Annotated in this window: 17 protein-coding genes; 11 read left to right on the top strand and 6 right to left on the bottom strand. The window is 60.2% G+C overall.

Annotated elements, in window-relative coordinates:
* Positions 1-58 precede the first annotated feature (58 nt).
* The gene (locus MF6394_RS10345) at positions 59-1,441 is read right to left on the bottom strand and encodes an MATE family efflux transporter (protein WP_078466631.1); all 1,383 of its coding nucleotides are present in this window, start codon (positions 1,439-1,441) and stop codon (positions 59-61) included.
* A gap of 250 nt (positions 1,442-1,691) precedes the next feature.
* Between MF6394_RS10345 and pdxB the strand changes: the two genes are divergently transcribed.
* Entirely contained in the window at positions 1,692-2,834 is a 1,143-nt protein-coding gene (gene pdxB, locus MF6394_RS10340) for a 4-phosphoerythronate dehydrogenase PdxB (RefSeq protein WP_078466630.1), read from the top strand.
* A gap of 154 nt (positions 2,835-2,988) precedes the next feature.
* Here pdxB and MF6394_RS34265 read toward each other — a convergent pair whose 3' ends face one another.
* A complete protein-coding gene (locus MF6394_RS34265; protein ID WP_003189642.1) occupies positions 2,989-3,162 on the bottom strand; it encodes a PA1571 family protein in 174 nt (57 codons plus the stop codon).
* 247 nt (positions 3,163-3,409) lie between these two features.
* On the opposite strand from MF6394_RS34265, the gene MF6394_RS10335 reads away from it, so the two are divergent.
* Entirely contained in the window at positions 3,410-5,179 is a 1,770-nt protein-coding gene (locus MF6394_RS10335; protein WP_044272899.1) for an ABC transporter ATP-binding protein/permease, read from the top strand.
* A gap of 133 nt (positions 5,180-5,312) precedes the next feature.
* Here MF6394_RS10335 and MF6394_RS10330 read toward each other — a convergent pair whose 3' ends face one another.
* Positions 5,313-7,241, bottom strand: a complete 1,929-nt coding sequence (locus MF6394_RS10330; protein ID WP_069558102.1) for a transglycosylase SLT domain-containing protein — start codon at positions 7,239-7,241, stop codon at positions 5,313-5,315.
* A 213-nt stretch (positions 7,242-7,454) separates the two neighbouring features.
* Here MF6394_RS10330 and MF6394_RS10325 point away from each other — a divergent pair, with 213 nt between their 5' ends.
* Positions 7,455-9,377: an ATP-binding cassette domain-containing protein gene (locus tag MF6394_RS10325; protein WP_078466629.1), complete on the top strand. Its 1,923-nt coding sequence runs from the start codon at positions 7,455-7,457 to the stop codon at positions 9,375-9,377.
* 182 nt (positions 9,378-9,559) lie between these two features.
* Here the strand turns inward: MF6394_RS10325 and MF6394_RS10320 are convergent, their stop codons facing one another.
* Complete coding sequence (locus MF6394_RS10320) at positions 9,560-10,000, bottom strand: universal stress protein (RefSeq protein WP_069558103.1); 441 nt, start codon at positions 9,998-10,000, stop codon at positions 9,560-9,562.
* A gap of 105 nt (positions 10,001-10,105) precedes the next feature.
* Here MF6394_RS10320 and MF6394_RS10315 point away from each other — a divergent pair, with 105 nt between their 5' ends.
* From MF6394_RS10315 to MF6394_RS10270, 7 genes are all read left to right on the top strand, one after another.
* On the top strand, positions 10,106-10,543 hold the full coding sequence (locus tag MF6394_RS10315) for a hypothetical protein (protein WP_047710330.1): 438 nt from the start codon (positions 10,106-10,108) through the stop codon (positions 10,541-10,543).
* A 583-nt stretch (positions 10,544-11,126) separates the two neighbouring features.
* On the top strand, positions 11,127-13,274 hold the full coding sequence (gene fadB / locus MF6394_RS10310; protein WP_044272905.1) for a fatty acid oxidation complex subunit alpha FadB: 2,148 nt from the start codon (positions 11,127-11,129) through the stop codon (positions 13,272-13,274).
* 29 nt (positions 13,275-13,303) lie between these two features.
* Positions 13,304-14,479 carry an acetyl-CoA C-acyltransferase FadA gene (gene fadA, locus MF6394_RS10305; RefSeq protein WP_078466628.1) on the top strand — a complete coding sequence of 392 codons (1,176 nt, stop codon included), beginning with the start codon at positions 13,304-13,306 and terminating at the stop codon, positions 14,477-14,479.
* Positions 14,480-14,577: 98 nt separating this feature from the next.
* Entirely contained in the window at positions 14,578-14,814 is a 237-nt protein-coding gene (locus MF6394_RS10300) for a DUF1653 domain-containing protein (protein WP_003189651.1), read from the top strand.
* A gap of 114 nt (positions 14,815-14,928) precedes the next feature.
* Entirely contained in the window at positions 14,929-17,550 is a 2,622-nt protein-coding gene (gene topA, locus MF6394_RS10295) for a type I DNA topoisomerase (protein WP_078466627.1), read from the top strand.
* Positions 17,551-17,741: 191 nt separating this feature from the next.
* The gene (locus MF6394_RS10290) at positions 17,742-18,263 is read left to right on the top strand and encodes a DUF6586 family protein (RefSeq protein WP_078466626.1); all 522 of its coding nucleotides are present in this window, start codon (positions 17,742-17,744) and stop codon (positions 18,261-18,263) included.
* Between the two features lie 783 nt (positions 18,264-19,046).
* Positions 19,047-19,280, top strand: coding sequence for a hypothetical protein (locus tag MF6394_RS10270; protein ID WP_003189656.1), 234 nt, complete (start codon positions 19,047-19,049; stop codon positions 19,278-19,280).
* A gap of 37 nt (positions 19,281-19,317) precedes the next feature.
* On the opposite strand, the gene sulA is transcribed toward MF6394_RS10270, so the two are convergent.
* Positions 19,318-19,791 carry an SOS-induced cell division inhibitor SulA gene (sulA, locus tag MF6394_RS10265; protein WP_044272906.1) on the bottom strand — a complete coding sequence of 158 codons (474 nt, stop codon included), beginning with the start codon at positions 19,789-19,791 and terminating at the stop codon, positions 19,318-19,320.
* A gap of 10 nt (positions 19,792-19,801) precedes the next feature.
* Positions 19,802-20,410, bottom strand: coding sequence for a transcriptional repressor LexA (lexA, locus tag MF6394_RS10260; protein ID WP_003172575.1), 609 nt, complete (start codon positions 20,408-20,410; stop codon positions 19,802-19,804).
* Between the two features lie 267 nt (positions 20,411-20,677).
* On the opposite strand from lexA, the gene MF6394_RS10255 reads away from it, so the two are divergent.
* Positions 20,678-21,385: a TetR/AcrR family transcriptional regulator gene (locus MF6394_RS10255; RefSeq protein ID WP_003189661.1), complete on the top strand. Its 708-nt coding sequence runs from the start codon at positions 20,678-20,680 to the stop codon at positions 21,383-21,385.
* Positions 21,386-21,504 lie beyond the last annotated feature (119 nt).

The raw sequence follows: 21,504 nt of genomic DNA, 5'->3' as shown, positions 1-21,504 counted from the left end.
CCGCGTTCACTCAGAAAGCCCGCGTAATCGTTAACGTTTTTCGCGAGCAAGCTCGCTCCTACTGGGCCCGAATGCGTCGGCGTGCACTGCGCGCCAGGCGCACCACCAACATCCCCGCCGCACAGCTCAAGCCCACGATCAGGCCTTGCCATAAACCGCTCGGGCCGCTGGGCTCACCGAGCCAGTTGGTCAGGCCCAGGGCGTAGCCCACCGGCAGGCCCACGCCCCAATAGGCGAACAGGGTCAGTACCATGGTCACCCGGGTGTCCTGATAGCCGCGCAGTGCGCCCGCGGCGGTGACCTGGATCGAGTCGGAGAACTGGAACAACGCCGAGAACACAATCAGCATCGACGCCAAGTGGATCACCACCGGGTCAGGGGTGTAGATCGCTGCAATCTGCTCGCGAAACAGCAGCATCAAGCTGCAGGAAAAGCACGCGTACGCCAGGGCGGTGCCCATGCCGACGCCGGCGGCGAAGCGAGCTTCCCGGGGTTCGCCGCGCCCCAACGCCTGGCCGACCCGCACGGTGACGGCCATGCTCAGGGAATAGGGGATCATGAACACCAGGGAGCTGACGTTCAGGGCGATCTGATGGCCGGACACCACGGTAGCGCCCAGGCTGCCAAGCAACAGGGCAATCACCGCGAAAATGCTCGACTCGGCGAAGATCGCCACACCAATCGGCAGGCCTATGCCCAATATGCGCTTGATCACCGTCCATTGCGGCCAGTCGAAGCGCTTGAACAATTCGCTGCTTTGATAGGCCGCGCCCCAGCGCGTCCAGATGGCCAGGCCGATCATCATCACCCACATCGCAATGGCGGTAGCCCAGCCACAGCCCACGCCGCCCATGGCCGGTACGCCAAAGTGGCCGTAGATGAAGATGTAGTTCAGCGGAATATTCAGCGCCAACCCGCACAAGCCCATGACCATGCTCGGCCGTGTGCGGCCCAGGCCGTCACTGAAACAGCGAAACACGTAGTACAACGCAACCGCCGGCATACCGGCGGCGATGCCGTGCAGGTAGCCCATGGACGGCTCGATCAGGTCGGGCTCGACCTTCATGGCATGCAGGATCGGCTCGGCGCACAGCAACAGCAGCGCGCCGCAGAGGCCGACCACCACGGCCAACCACAACGATTGGCGCACCAGAGGCCCGATCTCGGTGAGTTTGCCCGCGCCATAACGCTCGGCAACTTTCGGCGTGGTGGCCAGCAGAGTACCGGTCATCAACAGGTACACCGGGATCCAGATCGAATTACCCAGGCCCACCGCCGCCAAGTCCTGCGGGCTCACGCGCCCGGCCATCACCGCATCGACGAAGCTCATCGCGGTGGTTGCCAGTTGGCCAATCATGATCGGCAAGGCCAGCGTCAGCAGGCCGCGCACTTCCCGGCTGATGCGGGCGGGGCGGGAGAGGGTAGCGGTGGCAGTGTTCACGTACAGGTGTCCAATAAAAAGGCAGTCGCAAGGACGGCGGATTCTACGCGTTGACGCAGTGGTCAGGAAAAAACCTGTGTTAGGGATTTGTAAGCAATGCTCCCAGGCCTGCGCTGATCCCTGTGGGAGCTGGCTTGCCTGCGATGCGGGCACCTCGGTACATCAGGCAAACCGGGTCGATGCAATCGCAGGCAAGCCAGCTCCTACACAGGATCTTCTGTACACTGCCAATCCGCCAAAGGAGCCTGCCATGCTGATTGTTGCCGACGAAAATATCCCGCTGCTCGATGCATTCTTCGAAGGGTTTGGCGAGATTCGCCGTGTGCCTGGCCGTTCCATCGACCGCGCCACGGTCGAGCAGGCCGATGTACTGCTGGTGCGCTCGGTGACCAACGTCAACCGCGCCCTGCTCGAGGGCAGTAACGTGCGCTTTGTCGGCACGTGCACCATCGGCACCGACCACCTGGACCTCGACTACTTCAAGCAAGCGGGTATCCAGTGGTCCAGCGCGCCCGGCTGCAATGCGCGTGGGGTGGTGGACTACGTGCTCGGCAGCTTGCAGACCCTGGCTGAAATCGAAGGCGCCGACCTCAAGCAGCGTACCTACGGCATCGTCGGCGCCGGTGAAGTCGGCGGGCGCTTGGTCAAGGTGCTCAAGGGCCTGGGCTGGAATGTGTTGGTGTGCGACCCACCGCGCCAGGTCACCGAAGACGGTGATTACGTCAGCCTGCAGCAGATCATCGAGCACTGTGACGTGATCAGCTTGCATACGCCGCTGATCAAGTCCGGCAACGGTTCAACCTGGCACCTGTTTGATCACCAGCGCCTGGAACAGCTCAAGCCGGGCACCTGGCTGATCAACGCCAGCCGGGGCCCGGTGGTGGATAACGCCGCCCTGCGCGAGGTGTTGCTGGCGCGCGAAGACCTGCAAGCGGTGCTGGACGTGTGGGAAGGCGAGCCCGAGGTGGATGTCGAGCTGGCAGACCTGTGCGTGCTGGCCACGCCCCATATCGCCGGCTACAGCCTCGATGGCAAGCAGCGCGGCACCGCGCAGATTTACCAGGCGCTGTGTGCGCACCTGGGCCATGAGCCGAGTATCCAGCTGAGTGATTTGCTGCCGGCCCCCTGGCTGGCCGAGATGCACCTTAACGCTACGACTGACCCGGCCTGGGCACTGGCGACCTTGTGCCGCAGTGTGTACGACCCACGCCGTGACGATGCGGATTTCCGTCGCAGCCTGGTAGGTACCGTGCAGGAACAGCGCCAGGCCTTTGACCTGCTGCGCAAGCATTACCCGGAACGTCGCGAGATCGATGGCTTGAAGGTGCGCATCAAGGGGGAGTCGGCGGTGCTGTCACAGATCGTCACTGCTCTGGGTGCCGTACACCTATAACTGTAGGAGCGAGCTTGCTCGCGAAAAACGTCAACGATAACGCAGCGTTTCTGATTTAACGCGGCGCCCTCAGGTTTTTCGCGAGCAAGCTCGCTCCTACAGGGGGCATAAAAAACCCGGCCACCGGGGCCGGGTTTGAAAGAGCGTGGGCGCTTCAGCCTTGCTGGGCAGGCTTGACCAGTCGCTGTTCCAGTTCGCTGCAGGCTTGCTGGATCATTTCTTCGGTAATCTGCACTTCCTGGCCTTTGGCATCGATATACGAGCAAGGCAACTGTTGCGGCTGGCGGATCACTTCAATCTTGGCGTCGCTGCTATTTTGCAAGGTCATGGCCTGTCTCCTCATCAGGTTGTGTACCTACTTTAATTCCCCCGCATGAACGCGCCGTTACAACTCCTTACACGCTCATCGGTTTGAACACCCAGTCCACCAGAAACCGGTACATATTTCCAGATGAGGCTTAGACCGATAGCCTCTAGCGGCCTGCATCGGTGGGCATAATTAACCTGACTCATTGTTATTCGCGCAAGTTCCCCCAATGTTGGAGGGTACAGATTCCTCATTGGTGATACCTCCCATGTTCTCCATCCGTCAACGCCGTGCGATTCGCCTGGCCAGCCGCTTTATCGCACCCTATCGCTGGCAGGCGCTTGGCGCACTGCTGGCGCTGATCGTCACCGCTGGCATCACCTTGTCCATGGGGCAGGGCATACGCCTGCTGGTGGACCAGGGCTTCATGACCCAGTCGCCGCACCTGCTCAACCAGTCCATCGGCCTGTTCATGCTGTTGGTGCTCGGCCTGGCCGTGGGCACCTTCACGCGGTTTTACCTGGTGTCGTGGATTGGCGAGCGGGTAGTGGCCGATATTCGCCGGCAAGTGTTCAACCACCTGATCTACCTGCACCCAGGCTTCTACGAGAACAACCGCAGCTCGGAAATCCAGTCGCGGCTGACCACCGACACCACCTTGCTGCAATCGGTGATCGGCTCATCGCTGTCGCTGTTTTTGCGCAATGCGCTGATGGTGATCGGCGGCATCGTGTTGCTGTTTATCACGAACCCCAAGCTCACCAGTATCGTGGTGGTGGCGTTGCCGTTGGTGCTGGCGCCGATCCTGATCTTCGGGCGTCGGGTGCGCAGCCTGTCGCGTTTGAGCCAGGACCGTATCGCGGACGTTGGCAGCTATGTCGCCGAGACCTTGGGCCAGATCAAGACCGTGCAGGCCTATAACCATCAGGTGCAGGACGAACAGCGCTTTGCCGTCACCGTCGAGGACGCCTTCATCACCGCACGTAAGCGCATCTTGCAGCGCTCCTGGCTGATTACCCTGGTGATCATGCTGGTGCTCGGCGCGGTGGGCGTGATGCTGTGGGTGGGCGGCATGGACGTGATCAGCGGGCGCATTTCCGGCGGTGAGCTGGCGGCGTTCGTGTTCTACAGCCTGATTGTCGGCAGCGCTGTCGGCACCCTGAGCGAAGTGCTCGGCGAGTTGCAGCGTGCCGCCGGGGCGGCCGAGCGGATCGGTGAACTGTTGCAGTCAGGCAACGACATCCAGGCGCCGGCCACAGGCGGGGTACGTTTGCCAGAACGGGTCAGCGGCCGCATGGAACTGCAAGACCTGCGTTTTTCCTACCCCTCGCGACCGGACAGCTACGCCATCGACGGCTTGAACCTCACCATCAACCCGGGCGAAACCCTGGCGTTGGTAGGGCCGTCCGGTGCGGGCAAGTCGACGATCTTCGACCTGCTGCTGCGCTTCTACGACCCCCAGCAAGGCCGCATCCTGCTTGAAGGCCAGCCGCTGACCGAGCTTGACCCATTAGACCTGCGGCGCCATTTCGCCCTGGTGTCCCAGAGCCCGGCGTTGTTCTTTGGCAGCGTCGAGGACAACATCCGCTACGGCAACCCGTCCGCCACCACCGCCCAGGTTGAAGCTGCCGCGCGTATTGCCCACGCCCACGACTTCATCCTGCAAATGCCCGACGGCTACCAAACCCACCTCGGCGAAAGTGGCCAGGGCCTCTCCGGCGGCCAACGTCAACGCCTGGCCATCGCCCGCGCCCTGTTGGTCGACGCACCGATCCTGCTGCTGGACGAAGCCACCAGCGCCCTCGACGCTCAGAGCGAACACCTGATCCAGCAAGCGCTGCCGCAACTCATGCAGGGGCGCACCACGCTGGTGATCGCACACCGTTTGGCCACGGTGAAGAATGCCGACCGCATTGCGGTGATGGACCAGGGCAAGCTGGTGGCGGTGGGCACGCATCAGCAGTTGATTGCGAGCAACCCGCTGTATGCGCGGTTGGCGGCGTTGCAGTTCAGTGATGGAGCTGAACAGGTGAAATAAAAAATGCCCGCATCTCTCGATGCGGGCACTGGACCCTCTGTAGGAGCGAGCTTGCTCGCGAAGACCTCACAGGCGCCGTGTTTATCCAGAAAGCACGCGTTAGCGTTGACGTTCTTCGCGAGCAAGCTCGCTCCTACTGGTCGTCGAAGTAGCGCTCATGCCAATCCACCAACGGCTGCGGTGAGTTGAGCTTCTGCCCGTAGATCACCGAATAAGACAGCACGTTCTGCACATACTGGCGGGTTTCGTCGAAGGGGATGCTTTCCACCCATACGTCGAAACTCAAGTGGTCTGCGCCGCGCAGCCATTGGCGCACGCGGCCTGGGCCGGCGTTGTAGGCAGCGGAGGCGAGCACGCGGTTGCCGTTGAACTGGCTGTGCACCTGGCTCAGGTAAGCAGCGCCGAGCTGGATGTTTTTATCCGGGTCCAGCACCTGGGCCGGGGAGGCCAGGGGGATACTGAACTTGCGCGCGGTTTCCTTGGCGGTGCCGGGCATCAGTTGCATCAGGCCGCTGGCGCCAACGCCGGAGCGGGCGTCATCCATGAACGCGCTTTCCTGGCGCGTGATGGCAAAGATCCAGCTGGAGTGCAGGCCACGTACCTTGGCTTCGCGCACCAGGGTGTCGCGGTGGGCCATCGGGAAGCGGATGTCCAGGTCGTCCCAGTACTGGGCCTGGCTGATGGTGCGGATCGCCGGGAAGTACCACTTCATGTCGTAGGCCAGTTTGGCCTGGGCGACCATCTCGTCACGGTTGAAATGACGGCTGACGTGGTACCACTCACGGCGGCCGTCGACGATCTGGCCGCGGGCGTAGAACTCCAGGGCACGGCGCACGCCTGGGGTGTTGCGGACCTTGTTGACCAGAGCCTGGCTCATCACCAGCGGCTTGTTGTTCAACTGGTAAGGCGATTTGGAGCGGTCAGCGGCGAGGAAACCGTAGAAATCGCGCTCCTTGGCGACGTTTTTATACAGCACCAAGGCTTGCGGGTTTTTCGGCTCGGCCAGTTCCAGGCTGCGCGCCTGCCAGTAGCGCCAGCGGTTGGTGGTGGCCAGGTCTTGTGGGAGTTTGCGGGTCAACTGGTAGGCGTCTTCCCAGCGCGCCAGGCGCAGCAGCAGGCGCAGGCGCCACTCGGAGACCGTATTGTCGCGCAGCTCGGGGTCATACTTGGTCATGACCTCCAGCGCGCGCGGGTCGAAGCGCTTGGCCAGGGTCAAGCCGATCTCGCGGGCAATCGACACTTTTTCGTCACGGGAGAAGTGCATGCTGCTGGCGTAACCGTCGAGCAGGGACATGGCCTTGTCCGGATCCTGGCGTGCCAGGCGGCGCAGGCCCAGGCCCACGGCGTCAGCCATGGCCTCGGTGGCCGGCTGGAAGCGTGACGGGTCACTGAGCATGTCGGGCTTTTGCGCCACATCCACCATCAAGCGGCCTTGGACACCGAGGGTGGGCAGGGTTTTCACCAGGCTATTGGCCAGCGCGTAGTTACGCGCTTCGGCGGCGAGCTTGGTGCGCTCCCAGATCTTCTGCTCGGTGAGTTGGCCGGCAGCGGCCCATTGGCCAAACGTGGCGTCACAGGCGGCTGGTTGGGATTTGCCGGTCATCCACAGCTTTTCGGCGGTCTTGTAGCCTTCGGCCTTCAGGTTGTGGCTGAGCTGATATTGGCCATGCAGGCAGTCAAGTTCGACGAAATTGAGCTTGGTGTCGTAGTACTTTTCAAAGGTCTGCCAATCGCCGCGTTCGGCCAGCCAGCGCAGCCAACGCAGTTTCATCCAGTTGGCCTGGGGCAGGTCGCCGTGTTTGGCGAGAAATTGTTCGATTTCCTCGTTGCTCGCGGTTTTCAGGCGCGCGGTCAACTCGTCATAGGCCAGGTAGGGCGTGAGCGGGTAATCGGCCAGGGCCTGGCTGTATTGCATGTAGGGGCCGCTGTCACCCTTGGCCAGGGCACGTTTGGCTTGATCGTAATACTGGCGTTGAGTGGTGAGGTCCACCGCCTGGGCGGATTGAACGGCAGTGGCGGAAAGAAGCAGACAAGATAAAAAGTTGAAAAGGCGACTGCGCATGAGACGTCCGTGCAGAGAAATCACGATTAGCACCGGCACTGCCGACACTGATTGCCCCTAGCTTAGCCTTTTGCCAGCGGCCCGCGAAAGCTTTGCCGGCTGGTTCGTTCAAGTTCGCCGGAAATGTCCTACAGAACGTGTCAATAGAGAAAATGCCGACCGCATCCCACCCTCACATCAGGTAGAATGCGCGCCCAGTTTTTGGAGAAGCGTATGACCCTGCTCAAATTCAGCGATGTGTCCCTTGCTTTCGGCGCCATGCCGTTGTTGGACAAGGTGTCCTGGCAGATCGCCCGTGGTGAGCGGGTGTGCATCATCGGCCGCAACGGCACCGGCAAGTCCAGCATGATGAAGCTGGTAAAAGGCGACCAGAAGCCCGATGACGGCTCTGTCTGGCGTGCCCCGGGCCTCAAGATCGGCGAATTGCCGCAAGAATTGCCGGTGGCCGACGGACGGACAGTGTTCGACGTGGTTGCCGAAGGCCTGGACGGCGTTGGCGAGTTGCTCGCGCAATACCATCACCTGGCGCAGAACTGCGTCACCGAGGAAGACCTCGACAAACTGATGCACGTCCAGCAAGACCTCGAAGCCCGTGACGGCTGGCGCTTGCAGCAACTGGTGGACAGCACCCTGAGCCGCCTGCAACTGCCGGCCGACAAGACCCTCGCCGAATTGTCCGGCGGCTGGCGTCGTCGCGTGCTGCTGGCCCAGGCCCTGGTGTCCGAGCCGGACCTGCTGCTGCTCGACGAACCGACCAACCACCTGGACATCGGCGCCATTGCCTGGCTTGAAGAAGCCATCAAGGACTTCCAGGGCGCCGTGCTGTTTATCACGCACGACCGTGCATTTCTGCAGAGCCTGGCCACGCGCATCCTCGAACTGGACCGTGGCGGCCTGATCGACTGGAACGGCGACTACGCCAGCTTCCTGGTGCACAAGGAAGCCGCCCTGGCGGCCGAAGAAACTGCCAACGCGCTGTTCGACAAGAAGCTGGCCCAGGAAGAAGTCTGGATCCGCCAGGGCATCAAGGCCCGTCGCACCCGTAACGAAGGCCGCGTACGTGCCTTGAAAGCCTTGCGCGTCGAGCGCAGTGAGCGCCGCGAGCGCACCGGCAAGGCCAATATCCAGCTCGATACTGCCGACAAGTCGGGCAAGCAAGTGATGGTGCTGGAGAACGTCAGCTTCCATCACCCGGACGGCCCGTTCCTGATCAAGGACTTCTCCATGGTCCTGCAGCGCGGCGACCGTATCGGCCTGCTGGGCGCCAACGGTACCGGCAAGACTACGTTGCTCAAGCTGATGCTCAGCGGTCTGCAACCGACCAGCGGCAAGGTGGAAGAGGGCACTCGCATCGACGTGGCCTACTTTGACCAGTTGCGCCACCAGTTGGACCTGGAAAAGACCGTGATCGACAACGTCGCCGAAGGCCGTGACTTTATCGACATCGACGGCCAGAGCCGCCACGTACTCAGCTACCTGGGTGACTTCCTGTTCAGCCCGCAACGTGCGCGCACGCCGGTCAAGGCGCTGTCGGGTGGTGAGCGTGCGCGCCTGCTGCTGGCCAAGCTGTTCAGCAAGCCGGCCAACCTGCTGGTACTCGACGAACCGACCAACGACCTCGACGTGGAAACCCTGGAACTGCTGGAAGAGGTCCTGCTGACCTTCAACGGCACCGTACTGATGGTCAGCCACGACCGGGAATTCCTCGACAACGTGGTCACCAGCACCCTGGTCTTCGAAGGTGAAGGCAAGGTGCGTGAATACGTGGGCGGCTATCAGGACTGGCTGCGCCAGGGCGGCTCACCGCGCCTGCTGGGCGTGACCGAGAGCAAGTCGGGCAAAGCAGACTTGAACACGGCGGTGGTGGCTCCGGTCGCTGCCCAAGCGCCTGCACCGGCGGCTGACGCTGCGCCGGCCAAGAAAAAGCTGAGCTATAAGTTGCAGCGCGAGCTGGAAGCCTTGCCGGGTGAGATCGACGCCAAGGAACAGCAGATTGCTGCGGTCGAAGCGGAAATGGCTGACGCTGGTTTCTACCTGCGCCCTGCGGCAGAAACTGCCAAGGTCATCGCCTCTTTGGAGACGTTGAACCAGGAGCTGGAAGCGTTGGTTGAGCGTTGGGCCGAGTTGGATGCTTGAGTGATCGCACCGCAATAAAAAAGCCCGGCGCTCTTCTATGAGCGCCGGGCTTTTTAATATGAAATGCGATCCAACTGTGGGAGCTGGCTTGCCTGCGATAGCGGTGTATCAGCCACTTGATGCATCAACTGACAGGCTGCTATCGCAGGCAAGCCAGCTCCCACATTAGACCTTCATCGGTCTTACGAACTCTTTACCAGTTTGACGGCCAGCACATCGCACGGCGCGCCGTGCAATACATCATTGGCGGTCGAGCCCAGCAGCAAGGCCAAGCCGTGGCGCCCATGGCTACCCACTACGATCAGGTCACAACCCTGTTCCTTGGCCAAGTGGTGAATTTCCTGGCGCGGTTGGCCGTATGTCAGGTGGCAGTCTTCCTTTTTCAGGTGCGGGTATTTGAGAATCAAACGGTCCAGGCGCTCCTTGGCCTGGTCAAATTGTTGCTGCTGCAGCTGGGAAAGGTCCATCGGCACGTCACCACCAAAGGCCATGGCCATGGGCTCGACGATGTGTACCAACGACAGTTTGGCGCCATTGGCAATCGCGGATTCCTGTGCGCGCTTGATCACTGGGTCGCACTCTTCGGTCAGGTCGACAGCGACCAGAATATGTTCGTAGGGCATGAGGCGTTCCTCCAGGGGACTGCAATAAGTTCAGTATGGCTGCTTTCAAGCGGATGGGGTTGCCGCAGATCAAATCCGCTCATCTAGAAATTCGGGAGTACACATATGACGGTCTGGATAGTGGTGTCAATCCTTGCGGTGGTTTTAAGCCCCCTGGTATGGCTGCGTCCTTCGCGCCAGCAGAGCGGGCGCATGGCCCTGCGCATGGAGGCACGCCGCATCGGGTTGGCCATGCAGTTGGCGCCTCAGGAGTGGCCGCACTGGCTCAAGCAGGAGCCGCCGAGCCCCTGTGCGCAGTACTGCCGACCACGGCGCGGTAGCACGCCCGCAACCTGGAGTTACTGGCAACTGGAGCCGGGGCTATGGGTCAATCAGTGGCGTGAACCTTGTGTGGATGAGAAGTTGTTGCCGCATTTTGCAACGCTGCCGGCGAACGTCTACAAGGTCGAGGCTGACAAACAGATGATTGCTTTGTATTGGGGTGAGAAGGGCGACGCAAGCGTACTCAAAGACATCGATACGCTGCTCAAGGCCCTGGCCTGACCCAAACCTTGTAGGCGCGAGCTTGCTCGCGAAAATCGCCAACGCTAACGCGGATAATCAGGCTACACGCGGCGCTCTCCAGGTTTTCGCGAGCAAGCTCGCTCCTACAGAAAAGCCGAGCAAATAAAAAGCCAGGAAAGCCGGGCAATAAAAAGCCCGACATCATCATCGGGCTGGAGGTGGCCAGGCAGGCCGGTAAATCTGTAGGTTGCCGCTAGCCTAGCCGTGTATTGCTTTCTGTACAGCCTTTTCCCACATCTTTTCTATTATTGATCCTGTGAATATTTGAATATTGACGGGTGGCCTGCCTGTGGGCCGGGTTCTGAAATGACTGGAAAGTCGCGTTTTTACTAGCCTTTGGAGCGATTGACAATTGCTCGGAATTGGATGAAGGTGGCGTACCCAAATCAAACGGGCGTATGAATTGAGCGTTTGCCTGTCAGACGACTCATACAAAACCCGACTATCGCACTGGCGGGTGTGCCTGGCGGATTGGCGTGAGCATTGACTCAACTGTCAATGTCAAACCAGAGACCAGCGTCCAGTGTGTACTGTTCAGCTTCCATATCGTGGAGATCAGTTGATGATTTACGAAGGTAAAGCCATCACGGTTAAGGCTCTTGAAAGTGGCATCGTCGAACTCAAATTCGACCTCAAGGGTGAGTCCGTCAACAAGTTCAACCGTCTAACCCTGAACGAACTGCGTCAGGCCGTAGACACCATCAAAGCAGATGCTTCGGTCAAGGGCGTGATCGTCTCCAGCGGCAAGGACGTGTTTATTGTCGGCGCTGACATCACCGAATTCGTCGACAACTTCAAGCTGCCCGATGCCGAGCTGGTGGCTGGCAACCTCGAAGCCAACAAGATCTTCAGCGATTTCGAAGACCTCAACGTGCCGACCGTTGCTGCCATCAATGGCATCGCGTTGGGCGGCGGCCTGGAAATGTGCCTGGCGGCAGATTTCCGCGTCATGTCCGCGACGGCCAAGATCGGCCTGCCGGAAGTCAAGCTGGGCATCTACCCAGGCTTTGGCGGTACCGTGCGCCTGCCGCGCCTGATCGGTGCTGACAACGCGATCGAATGGATCGCCGCGGGTAAGGAAAACAAGGCTGAAGACGCACTGAAAGTCGGTGCCGTCGACGCGGTAGTGGCTCCGGACAAACTGGCCGAAGCCGCGCTGAACCTGATCAAGGGCGCCATCAGCGGCGAATTTGACTACAAGGCCAAGCGTCAGCCGAAGCTGGAAAAACTCAAGCTCAACGCCATCGAACAGATGATGTCGTTCGAAACCGCCAAAGGTTTCGTGGCCGGCCAGGCCGGCCCGAACTACCCGGCGCCGGTTGAAGCGATCAAGACCATCCAGAAGGCCGCGAGCTTCGGTCGCGACAAAGCCCTGGAAGTGGAAGCGGCAGGCTTCGTCAAACTGGCGAAAACCTCGGCTGCGCAAAGCCTGATCGGCCTGTTCCTGAACGATCAGGAATTGAAGAAAAAGGCCAAGGCCTACGACGAAATTGCCAAGGACGTGAAACAGGCTGCCGTACTCGGCGCCGGTATCATGGGTGGCGGTATCGCCTATCAGTCGGCCTCCAAAGGCACGCCGATCCTGATGAAAGACATCAACGAACACGGGATCGAGCAGGGCCTGGCCGAAGCCGCCAAGCTGCTGGTGGGCCGCGTTGATAAAGGCCGCATGACCGCTGCAAAAATGGCTGAAGTGCTTAACGGCATTCGTCCTACGCTGTCCTACGGCGATTTCGGCCACGTCGACCTGGTGGTCGAAGCGGTTGTCGAAAACCCGAAGGTCAAGCAAGCCGTGCTGGCTGAAGTGGAAGCCCAGGTCAAAGATGACACCATCCTGGCCTCCAACACTTCGACCATTTCCATCTCGCTGCTGGCCAAGGCCCTCAAGCGTCCGGAAAACTTCGTCGGCATGCACTTCTTCAACCCGGTGCACATGATGCCGCTGGTAGAAGTGATCCGTGGCGAGAAGTCCAGCGAGCTGGCCGTGGCCACTACCGTTGCCTACGCCAAGAAAATGGGCAAGAACCCGATCGTGGTCAATGACTGCCCGGGCTTCTTGGTCAACCGCGTGCTGTTCCCGTACTTCGGCGGTTTCGCCAAGTTGGTCAGCGCCGGTGTGGATTTTGTGCGCATCGACAAGGTCATGGAAAAATTCGGCTGGCCAATGGGCCCGGCGTACCTGATGGACGTGGTCGGTATCGACACCGGCCACCACGGTCGCGACGTCATGGCTGAAGGCTTCCCGGACCGCATGAAAGACGACCGTCGTTCGGCTGTGGACGCACTCTACGAAGCCAAGCGCCTGGGCCAGAAGAACGGCAAGGGCTTCTACGCCTACGAGACCGACAAGAAGGGCAAGCAGAAGAAAGTGGCCGACCCATCGGTGCACGAAGTACTCGCTCCGGTCATCTACGAACAGCGTGAGGTGTCTGACGAGGACATCATCAACTGGATGATGATCGCCCTGTGCCTGGAAACCGTGCGTTGCCTGGAAGACGGCATCGTTGAAACCGCCGCCGAAGCCGATATGGGCCTGGTGTACGGTATTGGTTTCCCTCCATTCCGTGGTGGTGCGCTGCGTTACATCGACTCCATCGGTGTGGCCCAGTTCGTTGCCCTGGCTGATCAGTACGCTGATCTGGGCCCGCTGTACCACCCGACCGCGAAGCTGCGTGAAATGGCCAAGAACGGCCAGAGCTTCTTCGGTTAAGTGCCCAGACGACTAGAGCGAGAATATTTATGAGCTTGAATCCAAGAGACGTCGTGATCGTCGACTTCGGTCGTACGCCGATGGGCCGCTCCAAGGGCGGCATGCACCGCAACACCCGCGCCGAAGACATGTCGGCGCACCTGATCAGCAAAGTGCTGGAGCGCAACACCAAGGTCGACCCGAACGAAGTCGAGGACGTGATCGGGGGCTGCGTCAACCAGACCCTGGAGCAGGGCTGGAACATCGCGCGCATGGCGTCGCTGATGACCCAGATCCCGCACACCGCGGCCGGCCAGACCGTCAGCCGCCTGTGTGGCTCGTCGATGAGCGCGCTGCACACCGCTGCCCAAGCGATCATGACCGGCAACGGCGATGTGTTCGTAGTCGGCGGCGTGGAGCACATGGGCCACGTCAGCATGATGCACGGCGTCGATCCTAACCCGCACATGTCCCTCTACGCGGCGAAAGCCTCGGGCATGATGGGTCTTACCGCGGAAATGCTCGGCAAAATGCACGGCATCACCCGTGAAGCCCAGGACGCGTTCGGCCTGCGCTCCCACCAGCTCGCTCACAAGGCGACTGTGGAAGGCAAGTTCAAGGATGAAATCATCCCGATGAACGGCTACGACGAGAATGGTTTCCTGAAACTGTTCGACTACGACGAAACCATTCGTCCGGACACCACCCTGGAAAGCCTGGCGGCCCTCAAGCCAGCCTTCAATCCAAAGGGCGGCACCGTGACAGCCGGTACTTCCTCGCAGATCACCGACGGTGCTTCGTGCATGATCGTGATGTCGGCGCAGCGTGCCCAGGACCTGGGTATCCAGCCGCTGGCGGTGATTCGTTCGATGGCAGTAGCGGGTGTGGATCCTGCGATCATGGGCTATGGTCCAGTACCGGCCACACAAAAAGCCTTGAAGCGCGCGGGCCTTTCCATCTCCGATATCGACTTCTTCGAGCTCAACGAAGCTTTCGCCGCACAGGCCCTGCCCGTGCTGAAAGATTTGAAAGTACTCGACAAGATGAACGAGAAGGTTAACCTGCACGGCGGTGCGATTGCCCTGGGCCACCCATTCGGTTGCTCCGGTGCGCGTATCTCCGGCACTTTGCTTAACGTGATGAAGCAAAATGGCGGCAACCTTGGGGTTGCTACCATGTGCATTGGTCTCGGCCAAGGCATCTCCACCGTCTTCGAACGCGTCTAAACGTTCGGTTGACGGAAGCCGGGGCCCAGTGCCCCGGTTTTTGTTTTTTGGAACTTTTAAATATTTTTTTTCAACAAATTTTGCATGAGGGCCAGAGCATGAAAGTCGAACCCGGGCTCTACCAGCATTACAAGGGGCCGCAGTACCGTGTTTTCAGCGTGGCGCGCCACTCTGAAACTGAAGAAGAAGTGGTGTTTTACCAAGCGCTGTATGGTGAATACGGCTTTTGGGTGCGCCCTTTGAGCATGTTCCTGGAGACCGTCGAAGTTGACGGCGAGCAGGTCCCGCGCTTTGCTTTGGTCACGGCCGAACCCAGTCTTTTTACAGGGCAATAACGGCAGGTCGCGCAGAATGCTGCGCTTGACCTCATCCGGTTGCCACTATATATAGCGTTGCCGCGTCAGGCGCCAACTGCCTTTCACTTCTCGAATTCAGGAATTTTCCGATCCATGGGCAAATCGCTGGTCATTGTGGAATCCCCGGCTAAGGCCAAGACCATCAACAAGTACTTGGGCAACGAGTACGTGGTGAAGTCGAGTATCGGCCATATCCGAGACCTGCCCACCAGCGGTTCGGCTAGCGCCAGCAAGGAGCCTGCCGCCAAGCGCGGCAAGGCCGCCGCGGGCGAAGGTCCGGTACTCACGCCTAAAGAAAAAGCGCGCAAGCAACTGGTTTCGCGCATGGGTGTGGACCCGGACCATGGCTGGAAGGCCAAGTATGAAATCCTTCCGGGCAAGGAAAAGGTCATCGAAGAGCTGCGCCGGCTCGCCAAAGATGCTGACACCATCTATCTCGCGACGGACTTGGACCGCGAAGGGGAAGCCATTGCCTGGCACCTGCGCGAAGCCATCGGCGGTGATGACAGCCGCTATAAGCGCGTGGTGTTCAACGAAATCACCAAGAAAGCCATTCAGGAAGCGTTCTCCAAGCCGGGCGAGCTGGACATTGATCGTGTCAACGCCCAGCAGGCCCGTCGCTTCCTCGACCGCGTCGTGGGCTACATGGTCTCGCCACTGCTGTGGGCGAAGATCGCCCGTGGCCTGTCCGCCGGCCGTGTGCAATCGGTGGCGGTCAAGCTGGTGGTGGAGCGTGAGCGCGAGATCCGTGCGTTCATCCCCGAAGAATACTGGGAAGTCCACGCCGACCTCGGCACTGCCAAGGGCGCCAACGTGCGCTTTGAAGTGGCCCGTGAGAAAGGCGAGGCCTTCAAGCCGCTGAACGAAGCCCAGGCCATGGCCGCGCTGGAGAAGCTCAAGGCCTCCAGCTACAGCATCGTCAAGCGTGAAGACAAACCGACCAGCAGCAAGCCGTCGGCACCGTTCATCACCTCCACCCTGCAACAGGCCGCGAGCAACCGCCTGGGCTTCGGGGTGAAGAAGACCATGATGATGGCCCAGCGTCTGTATGAAGCGGGCTACATCACGTATATGCGTACGGACTCCACCAACCTGTCGCAAGACGCGGTGGCGATGGCGCGTACCTATATTGAAAGCGAATTCGGCAAGACCTACCTGCCGGAGAAGCCGAACGTCTACAGCAGCAAGGAAGGCGCACAAGAGGCTCACGAAGCGATTCGTCCTTCTGACGCCAACACCACGCCTGCCAAGCTGAGCGGCATGGAGCGCGACGCTGAGCGCCTCTACGAGCTGATCTGGCGCCAATTCCTGGCATGCCAGATGCTGCCGGCGCAATACCTGTCTACAACCGTCAGCGTGGGCGCGGGCGATTTCGAGCTGCGTGCCAAGGGCCGTATCCTCAAGTTCGACGGCTATACCCGTGTGATGCCGCAGATTGCCAAGCCTGGCGATGATGACGTGCTACCGGACATGGCCCAGGGCGACACGCTGAAGCTGATCAAGCTCGACCCGTCCCAGCACTTCACCAAGCCGCCGGCGCGTTATTCCGAAGCCAGCCTGGTCAAAGAGATGGAGAAGCGCGGTATCGGTCGTCCATCGACCTACGCGGCGATCATCTCCACCATCCAGGACCGTGGCTACGTTGCGTTGCACAACCGTCGTTTCTATTCGGAAAAGATGGGTGACATCGTGACCGAGCGTCTGTCGGAGAGCTTCTCCAACCTGATGGACTACGGCTTCACTGCCGGCATGGAAGAGAACCTCGATGACGTGGCTCAGGGCGAGCGCGACTGGAAAAACGTGCTCGACGAGTTCTATGGCGACTTCAAGAAAAAGCTCGAAGTGGCCGAGAACCCTGAGAACGGGATGCGCGCCAACCAGCCGGTGATGACGGATATTCCGTGCACCACCTGCGGTCGGCCGATGCAGATTCGTACTGCCTCCACCGGCGTGTTCCTCGGTTGCTCGGGCTACAGCCTGCCGCCCAAAGAGCGCTGCAAGGCGACCGTCAACCTGGTGCCGGGCGACGAAATTGCGGCTGACGATGAGGGTGAATCCGAGTCGCTGGTGCTGCGCGGCAAACACCGCTGCCCGATCTGCAGCACGGCGATGGACGCCTACCTGCTGGACGAGAAGCACAAGCTGCACATCTGCGGTAACAACCCCGATTGCAATGGCTACGAGATTGAAGAGGGCACCTACCGCATCAAGGGCTATGAAGGCCCGAGCCTGGAATGCGACAAGTGCGGCAATGAGATGCAGCTCAAGACCGGCCGTTTCGGCAAGTTCTTCGGTTGCACCAACCCGACGTGCAAAAACACCCGCAAACTGCTGAAAAGCGGGGATGCGGCGCCGCCGAAGATGGACCCGGTGAAGATGCCTGAGCTCAAGTGCGAGAAGGTCAACGACACCTATATCCTGCGTGACGGCGCTTCGGGGCTGTTCCTGGCCGCCAGCCAGTTCCCGAAAAACCGCGAGACCCGTGCGCCGTTGGTGATGGAGATCGTGCCGCACAAGGACGAGATCGATCCGAAGTACCACTTCCTGTGTGAAGCGCCGAAGAAGGACCCGGATGGTCGCCCAGCCGTGATCCGCTATAGCCGCAAGACCAAGGAGCAGTACGTGCAGACCGAAGTGGACGGCAAGCCGACTGGCTGGAAAGCGTTCTACGACGGCGGCAAGTGGAAGGTCGAGGACAAGCGCCAAGGCGCTTGATCCGCTAGTCTGTTAACGCCAAAAGCCGTCTGTATAGACGGCTTTTGCTTACTGTAGGAGCGAGCTTGCTCGCGAAGATCGTTAACGAAAACGCGGGAAGCCTGGCACCCAGCGGTGCCTGGAAGTTTTTCGCGAGCGAGCTCGCTCCTACACAGCCAGCATCACGCCTATTCGTTGTGGAGATTGCCGTCATGGCCAACGAACTCTATACCCGTACCAATCAGAAAATTTACTTCGCGGGTTTGTCCCTGGAGGCCCTTGGTCGCGCCAAGGAAGGGAAAGAGATGAATGCCATCGCGCTGGTACAGGCGGGGCGCGAAGCGGCGTTGTTCCACCTGTACGGTGCCTTGCTGGGGCTGTGCCATGAGATCGCCGGGTTCTACCGCTTGCCCCAGGCGGGCGCACCGCGGGCGGAAATGATCATGAATCGTGAAGTGCTGGATTTCATGGCCATCCCCGAGTTGGCCGAGTTGGTGGAAATGGCCCAAAGCCCTGACAGTTGGGTGGCGCGGCTGCTCAAGGCCCATGCGGATATGTTCCAGCCGCCGCGTATTCCCCATGTGCCCAAGGGGGATGTCACCCAGCCGCTGATCGTCGCTGTGGCGTTGGAGCAGGATGAGCCCAAGCCTTTGAGCCGTGGGGAGTTGGAAGGCTGGCGCCAGGAGTTGAAAAAGATGGCGTTGCGTTTTCGTGAAGGGCTGAACGAGTGCTGAAGGGGTTGCACTAAGCAAATGTGGGGGCTGGCTTGCCTGCGATGACGGCCTGCCAGCCGACACCTATCTACCTGACGCCCCGCGATCAAACTGTGGGAGCTGGCTTGCCTGCGATGGCGGCCTGACAGCCGACACCTATCTACCTGAGGCCCCGCAATCAAACTGTGGGAGCGGGCTTGCTCGCGAATGCGACCTGACAGTCAACACAGTTGGACCGGGTACATATCCGTTATTTAGGTAACTGCCACCTAGGGTTCCGCTCTGATAGCGGCTCACTTTTGAAAAGAGCCCAAAAGTAAGCAAAAGGCTCTTGCCCCACCACTCGGCACCTCGCTTGGGCTCGGTGTGCCCGAACGCAGGCTTGAATCCGTGGGCCGCCGCCACGCGCCATCCATGGCGCGGGGCGGCTAACCCGGCGTCCTGCCGGGTTACCCACGAATTCAAGCCTGCGTTCGGCCAGCGTGGTTTAACGGGGCGCCTAAGATCAAAAGCCAGATCAAGATCACAAGCAGATCAAGAGCAAGAGCTACTCGCTTCGCATCGTGGTTACCGTTGGCTATTAGAGCTTACAAAGTTGTATAGACACTTATGCTGCGATAGCGGTGGCTCAGTTTGCTGATTATTCGCTGATACTCCGCCATCGCAGGCAAGCCAGCTCCCACATTGATTGGCGTGTTGCTCTGGGCACCATTCATCACGCCGTCAACAAACCTGCCCATATCCCCTGCGAGGCTGGGTGGATGACTGATATAATCCCAGGCCTTTCGTGGAGAACAGACTTTTATGCCAACGTCCTTTCTGGAAATTGTTGAACTGCCTGACGGCCGAATCGAACTGCGCCGGGCGGAGGACGAGGGTTCTCTGGTTATTCTGGATTTCTCCGAAGACGCCAAGGTCTTCCTGCAAGGCCAGCACGTCGAAGTGGCTAAAGCCATGTTGAGCGTGGGCGTGCAGATGGCAGGTCGCCTTGCCGAAGGTGAGCCGGAGAAAGAAGAAGGGCCGCGCGTTCTTCACTGAGTCCTTGGTGAAGGCTGTTTCTGTGGCGCGCCCGTCATTACCCCAATCGAATATTCAAACTCTGCGCATCACCCGTGCGCGCAGCGCTGATCAGTTGCTGCCTGGCGCTGGCATTCAGCGGGTTCAACCAGCTCACCACTGTATGGCTGCGGCCCAGGCGCAAGGCTTCGCAGGTTAGCTGCTGGGCACTTTGCGCGCCGCGTGGTTGCAGCAACAGGATGCGCTCACGGTTGAGCCCGGCGTCCCGCAGCCAGGCCTGGGTAAGGCTGGCGGGCGGGGCGATCAGTGTCAGCCAGCGGGCGTCCTGATCTTCGCTTAATTCGCGCAGGATAGGTGCCAGCAGGTTCAGGCAGCTCTCAGCCGCACCGCGCAACGACAATTCACTGAACGCCTCGGGTTCGCCGCCCCAGGGGGCTTCGACCGTGTCCTTGAGGATTGGCGCAAGGGGTTGGGCCATGAAGGCCTCGAACAGCGACAGTTGTGTGTGTTGTGGGGTGTGCACGAGCTGCATGATGCCTCCTTTAGCGGCGAATGACGCCGACACTCAAGCCTTCGATCACCAGGTCCTGGTCTTTCAGGTTGACTTCGATCGGGGCAAACTCAGGGTTTTCGGCCAGGAGCCAGACCTTGCTGCCTTCGCGCTTGAAGCGTTTGACCGTGACCTCGTCGCCGATACGGGCCACGACGATCTGGCCATTGCGGGCTTCGCGGGTGGTATGGACGGCCAGCAGGTCGCCGTCAAAGATACCCACGTCCTTCATGCTCATGCCGTGCACACGCAACAGGTAGTCGGCGCGAGGATGGAAGAAGGTCGGGTTGATGTTGCAGGATTCCTCGACGTGCTGTTGCGCCAGGATCGGCGCACCTGCGGCGACGCGACCGATGATCGGCAATGTCGACTCGTCGGCCTTGGCTTCGAAGCCAGGGATACGAATACCCCGCGAAGCGCCCGGGGTCATCTCGATCGCACCTTTGCGAGCGAGGGCCTTGAGGTGTTCCTCGGCGGCGTTCGGGGACTTGAACCCCAGTTCCAGGGCAATCTCCGCACGGGTAGGCGGGTAACCATTGTCATCAAGGCAGCGCTTGATAAAAGCCAGAATCTCAGCTTGGCGTGGCGTCAGTTTTAGCATGTTGATCGCTCTGTCTTTTTATACAGTGACTGGGATTATATACAGTGAACTGCGCTTGGCAATCATCCTTTTTAGCGGCTCCGCTGGACGGTCATCCGTCAGCCGTCGTACACAGCAGAAACGGCGCTGCCTACAGAGCTGCGAGGATGTGATTAAATAGCGATGAAACAGATGGCCGACCAGCCGCAAAGCGGACCCCCAGGCTTGACAAAACACACTCTGAAACGTATGTTTCAAACAAGTGTTTGTTTGTCAGGCGGAGTAGCCATGGCCCAGTCGGAAACCGTTGAACGCATTCTCGATGCTGCCGAGCAATTGTTCGCGGAAAAAGGATTTGCTGAAACTTCATTGCGGCTGATCACCAGCAAGGCTGGGGTCAACCTCGCCGCCGTGAACTATCATTTCGGCTCGAAAAAGGCCCTGATCCAGGCAGTGTTCTCGCGCTTTCTGGGCCCGTTCTGCGCAAGCCTCGACCGTGAGCTGGAACGCCGCCAGGCCAAGGCCGATCACAAGCCTAGCCTGGAAGAGCTGCTGGAAATCCTCGTGGAGCAAGCGTTGGTCGTGCAGCCTCGTAGCGGCAACGACCTGTCGATCTTCATGCGCCTGCTGGGCTTGGCGTTCAGCCAGAGCCAAGGCCACTTGCGCCGTTACCTGGAAGACATGTACGGCAAGGTGTTCCGCCGCTATATGCTGCTGGTCAACGAAGCGGCCCCGCGTATTCCGCCTATCGAACTGTTCTGGCGCGTGCATTTCATGCTCGGTGCCGCCGCCTTCAGCATGTCCGGTATCAAAGCGTTGAGGGCGATTGCCGAGACCGATTTCGGCGTGAACACTTCCATCGAGCAAGTCATGCGCCTGATGGTGCCGTTCCTCGCCGCTGGCATGCGTGCCGAAACCGGCGTCAGCGATCCGGCCATGGCCGCCGCCCAGTTACGCCCACGCAGCAAAACCGTACCGGTCGCCGCCAAGGTTTGATCGCTGCGGGTGGGCGCGGCCGCTTGCATCCGCTAAGCTAGCCGCCATGCCGATTTCAGCTATTTATTCGCAACCCGTCGTCCTTGCCGTGCCTGGCAAGGACGACGGGTTGTGTGCGT

This window comes from Pseudomonas sp. MF6394 (assembly GCF_002018845.1).
GTDB classification, from domain to species: Bacteria; Pseudomonadota; Gammaproteobacteria; order Pseudomonadales; family Pseudomonadaceae; genus Aquipseudomonas; species Aquipseudomonas lactis.
The sequence above is the reverse complement of the archived record's forward strand: the minus strand, read 5'-3'. Positions and strand labels throughout refer to the sequence as shown.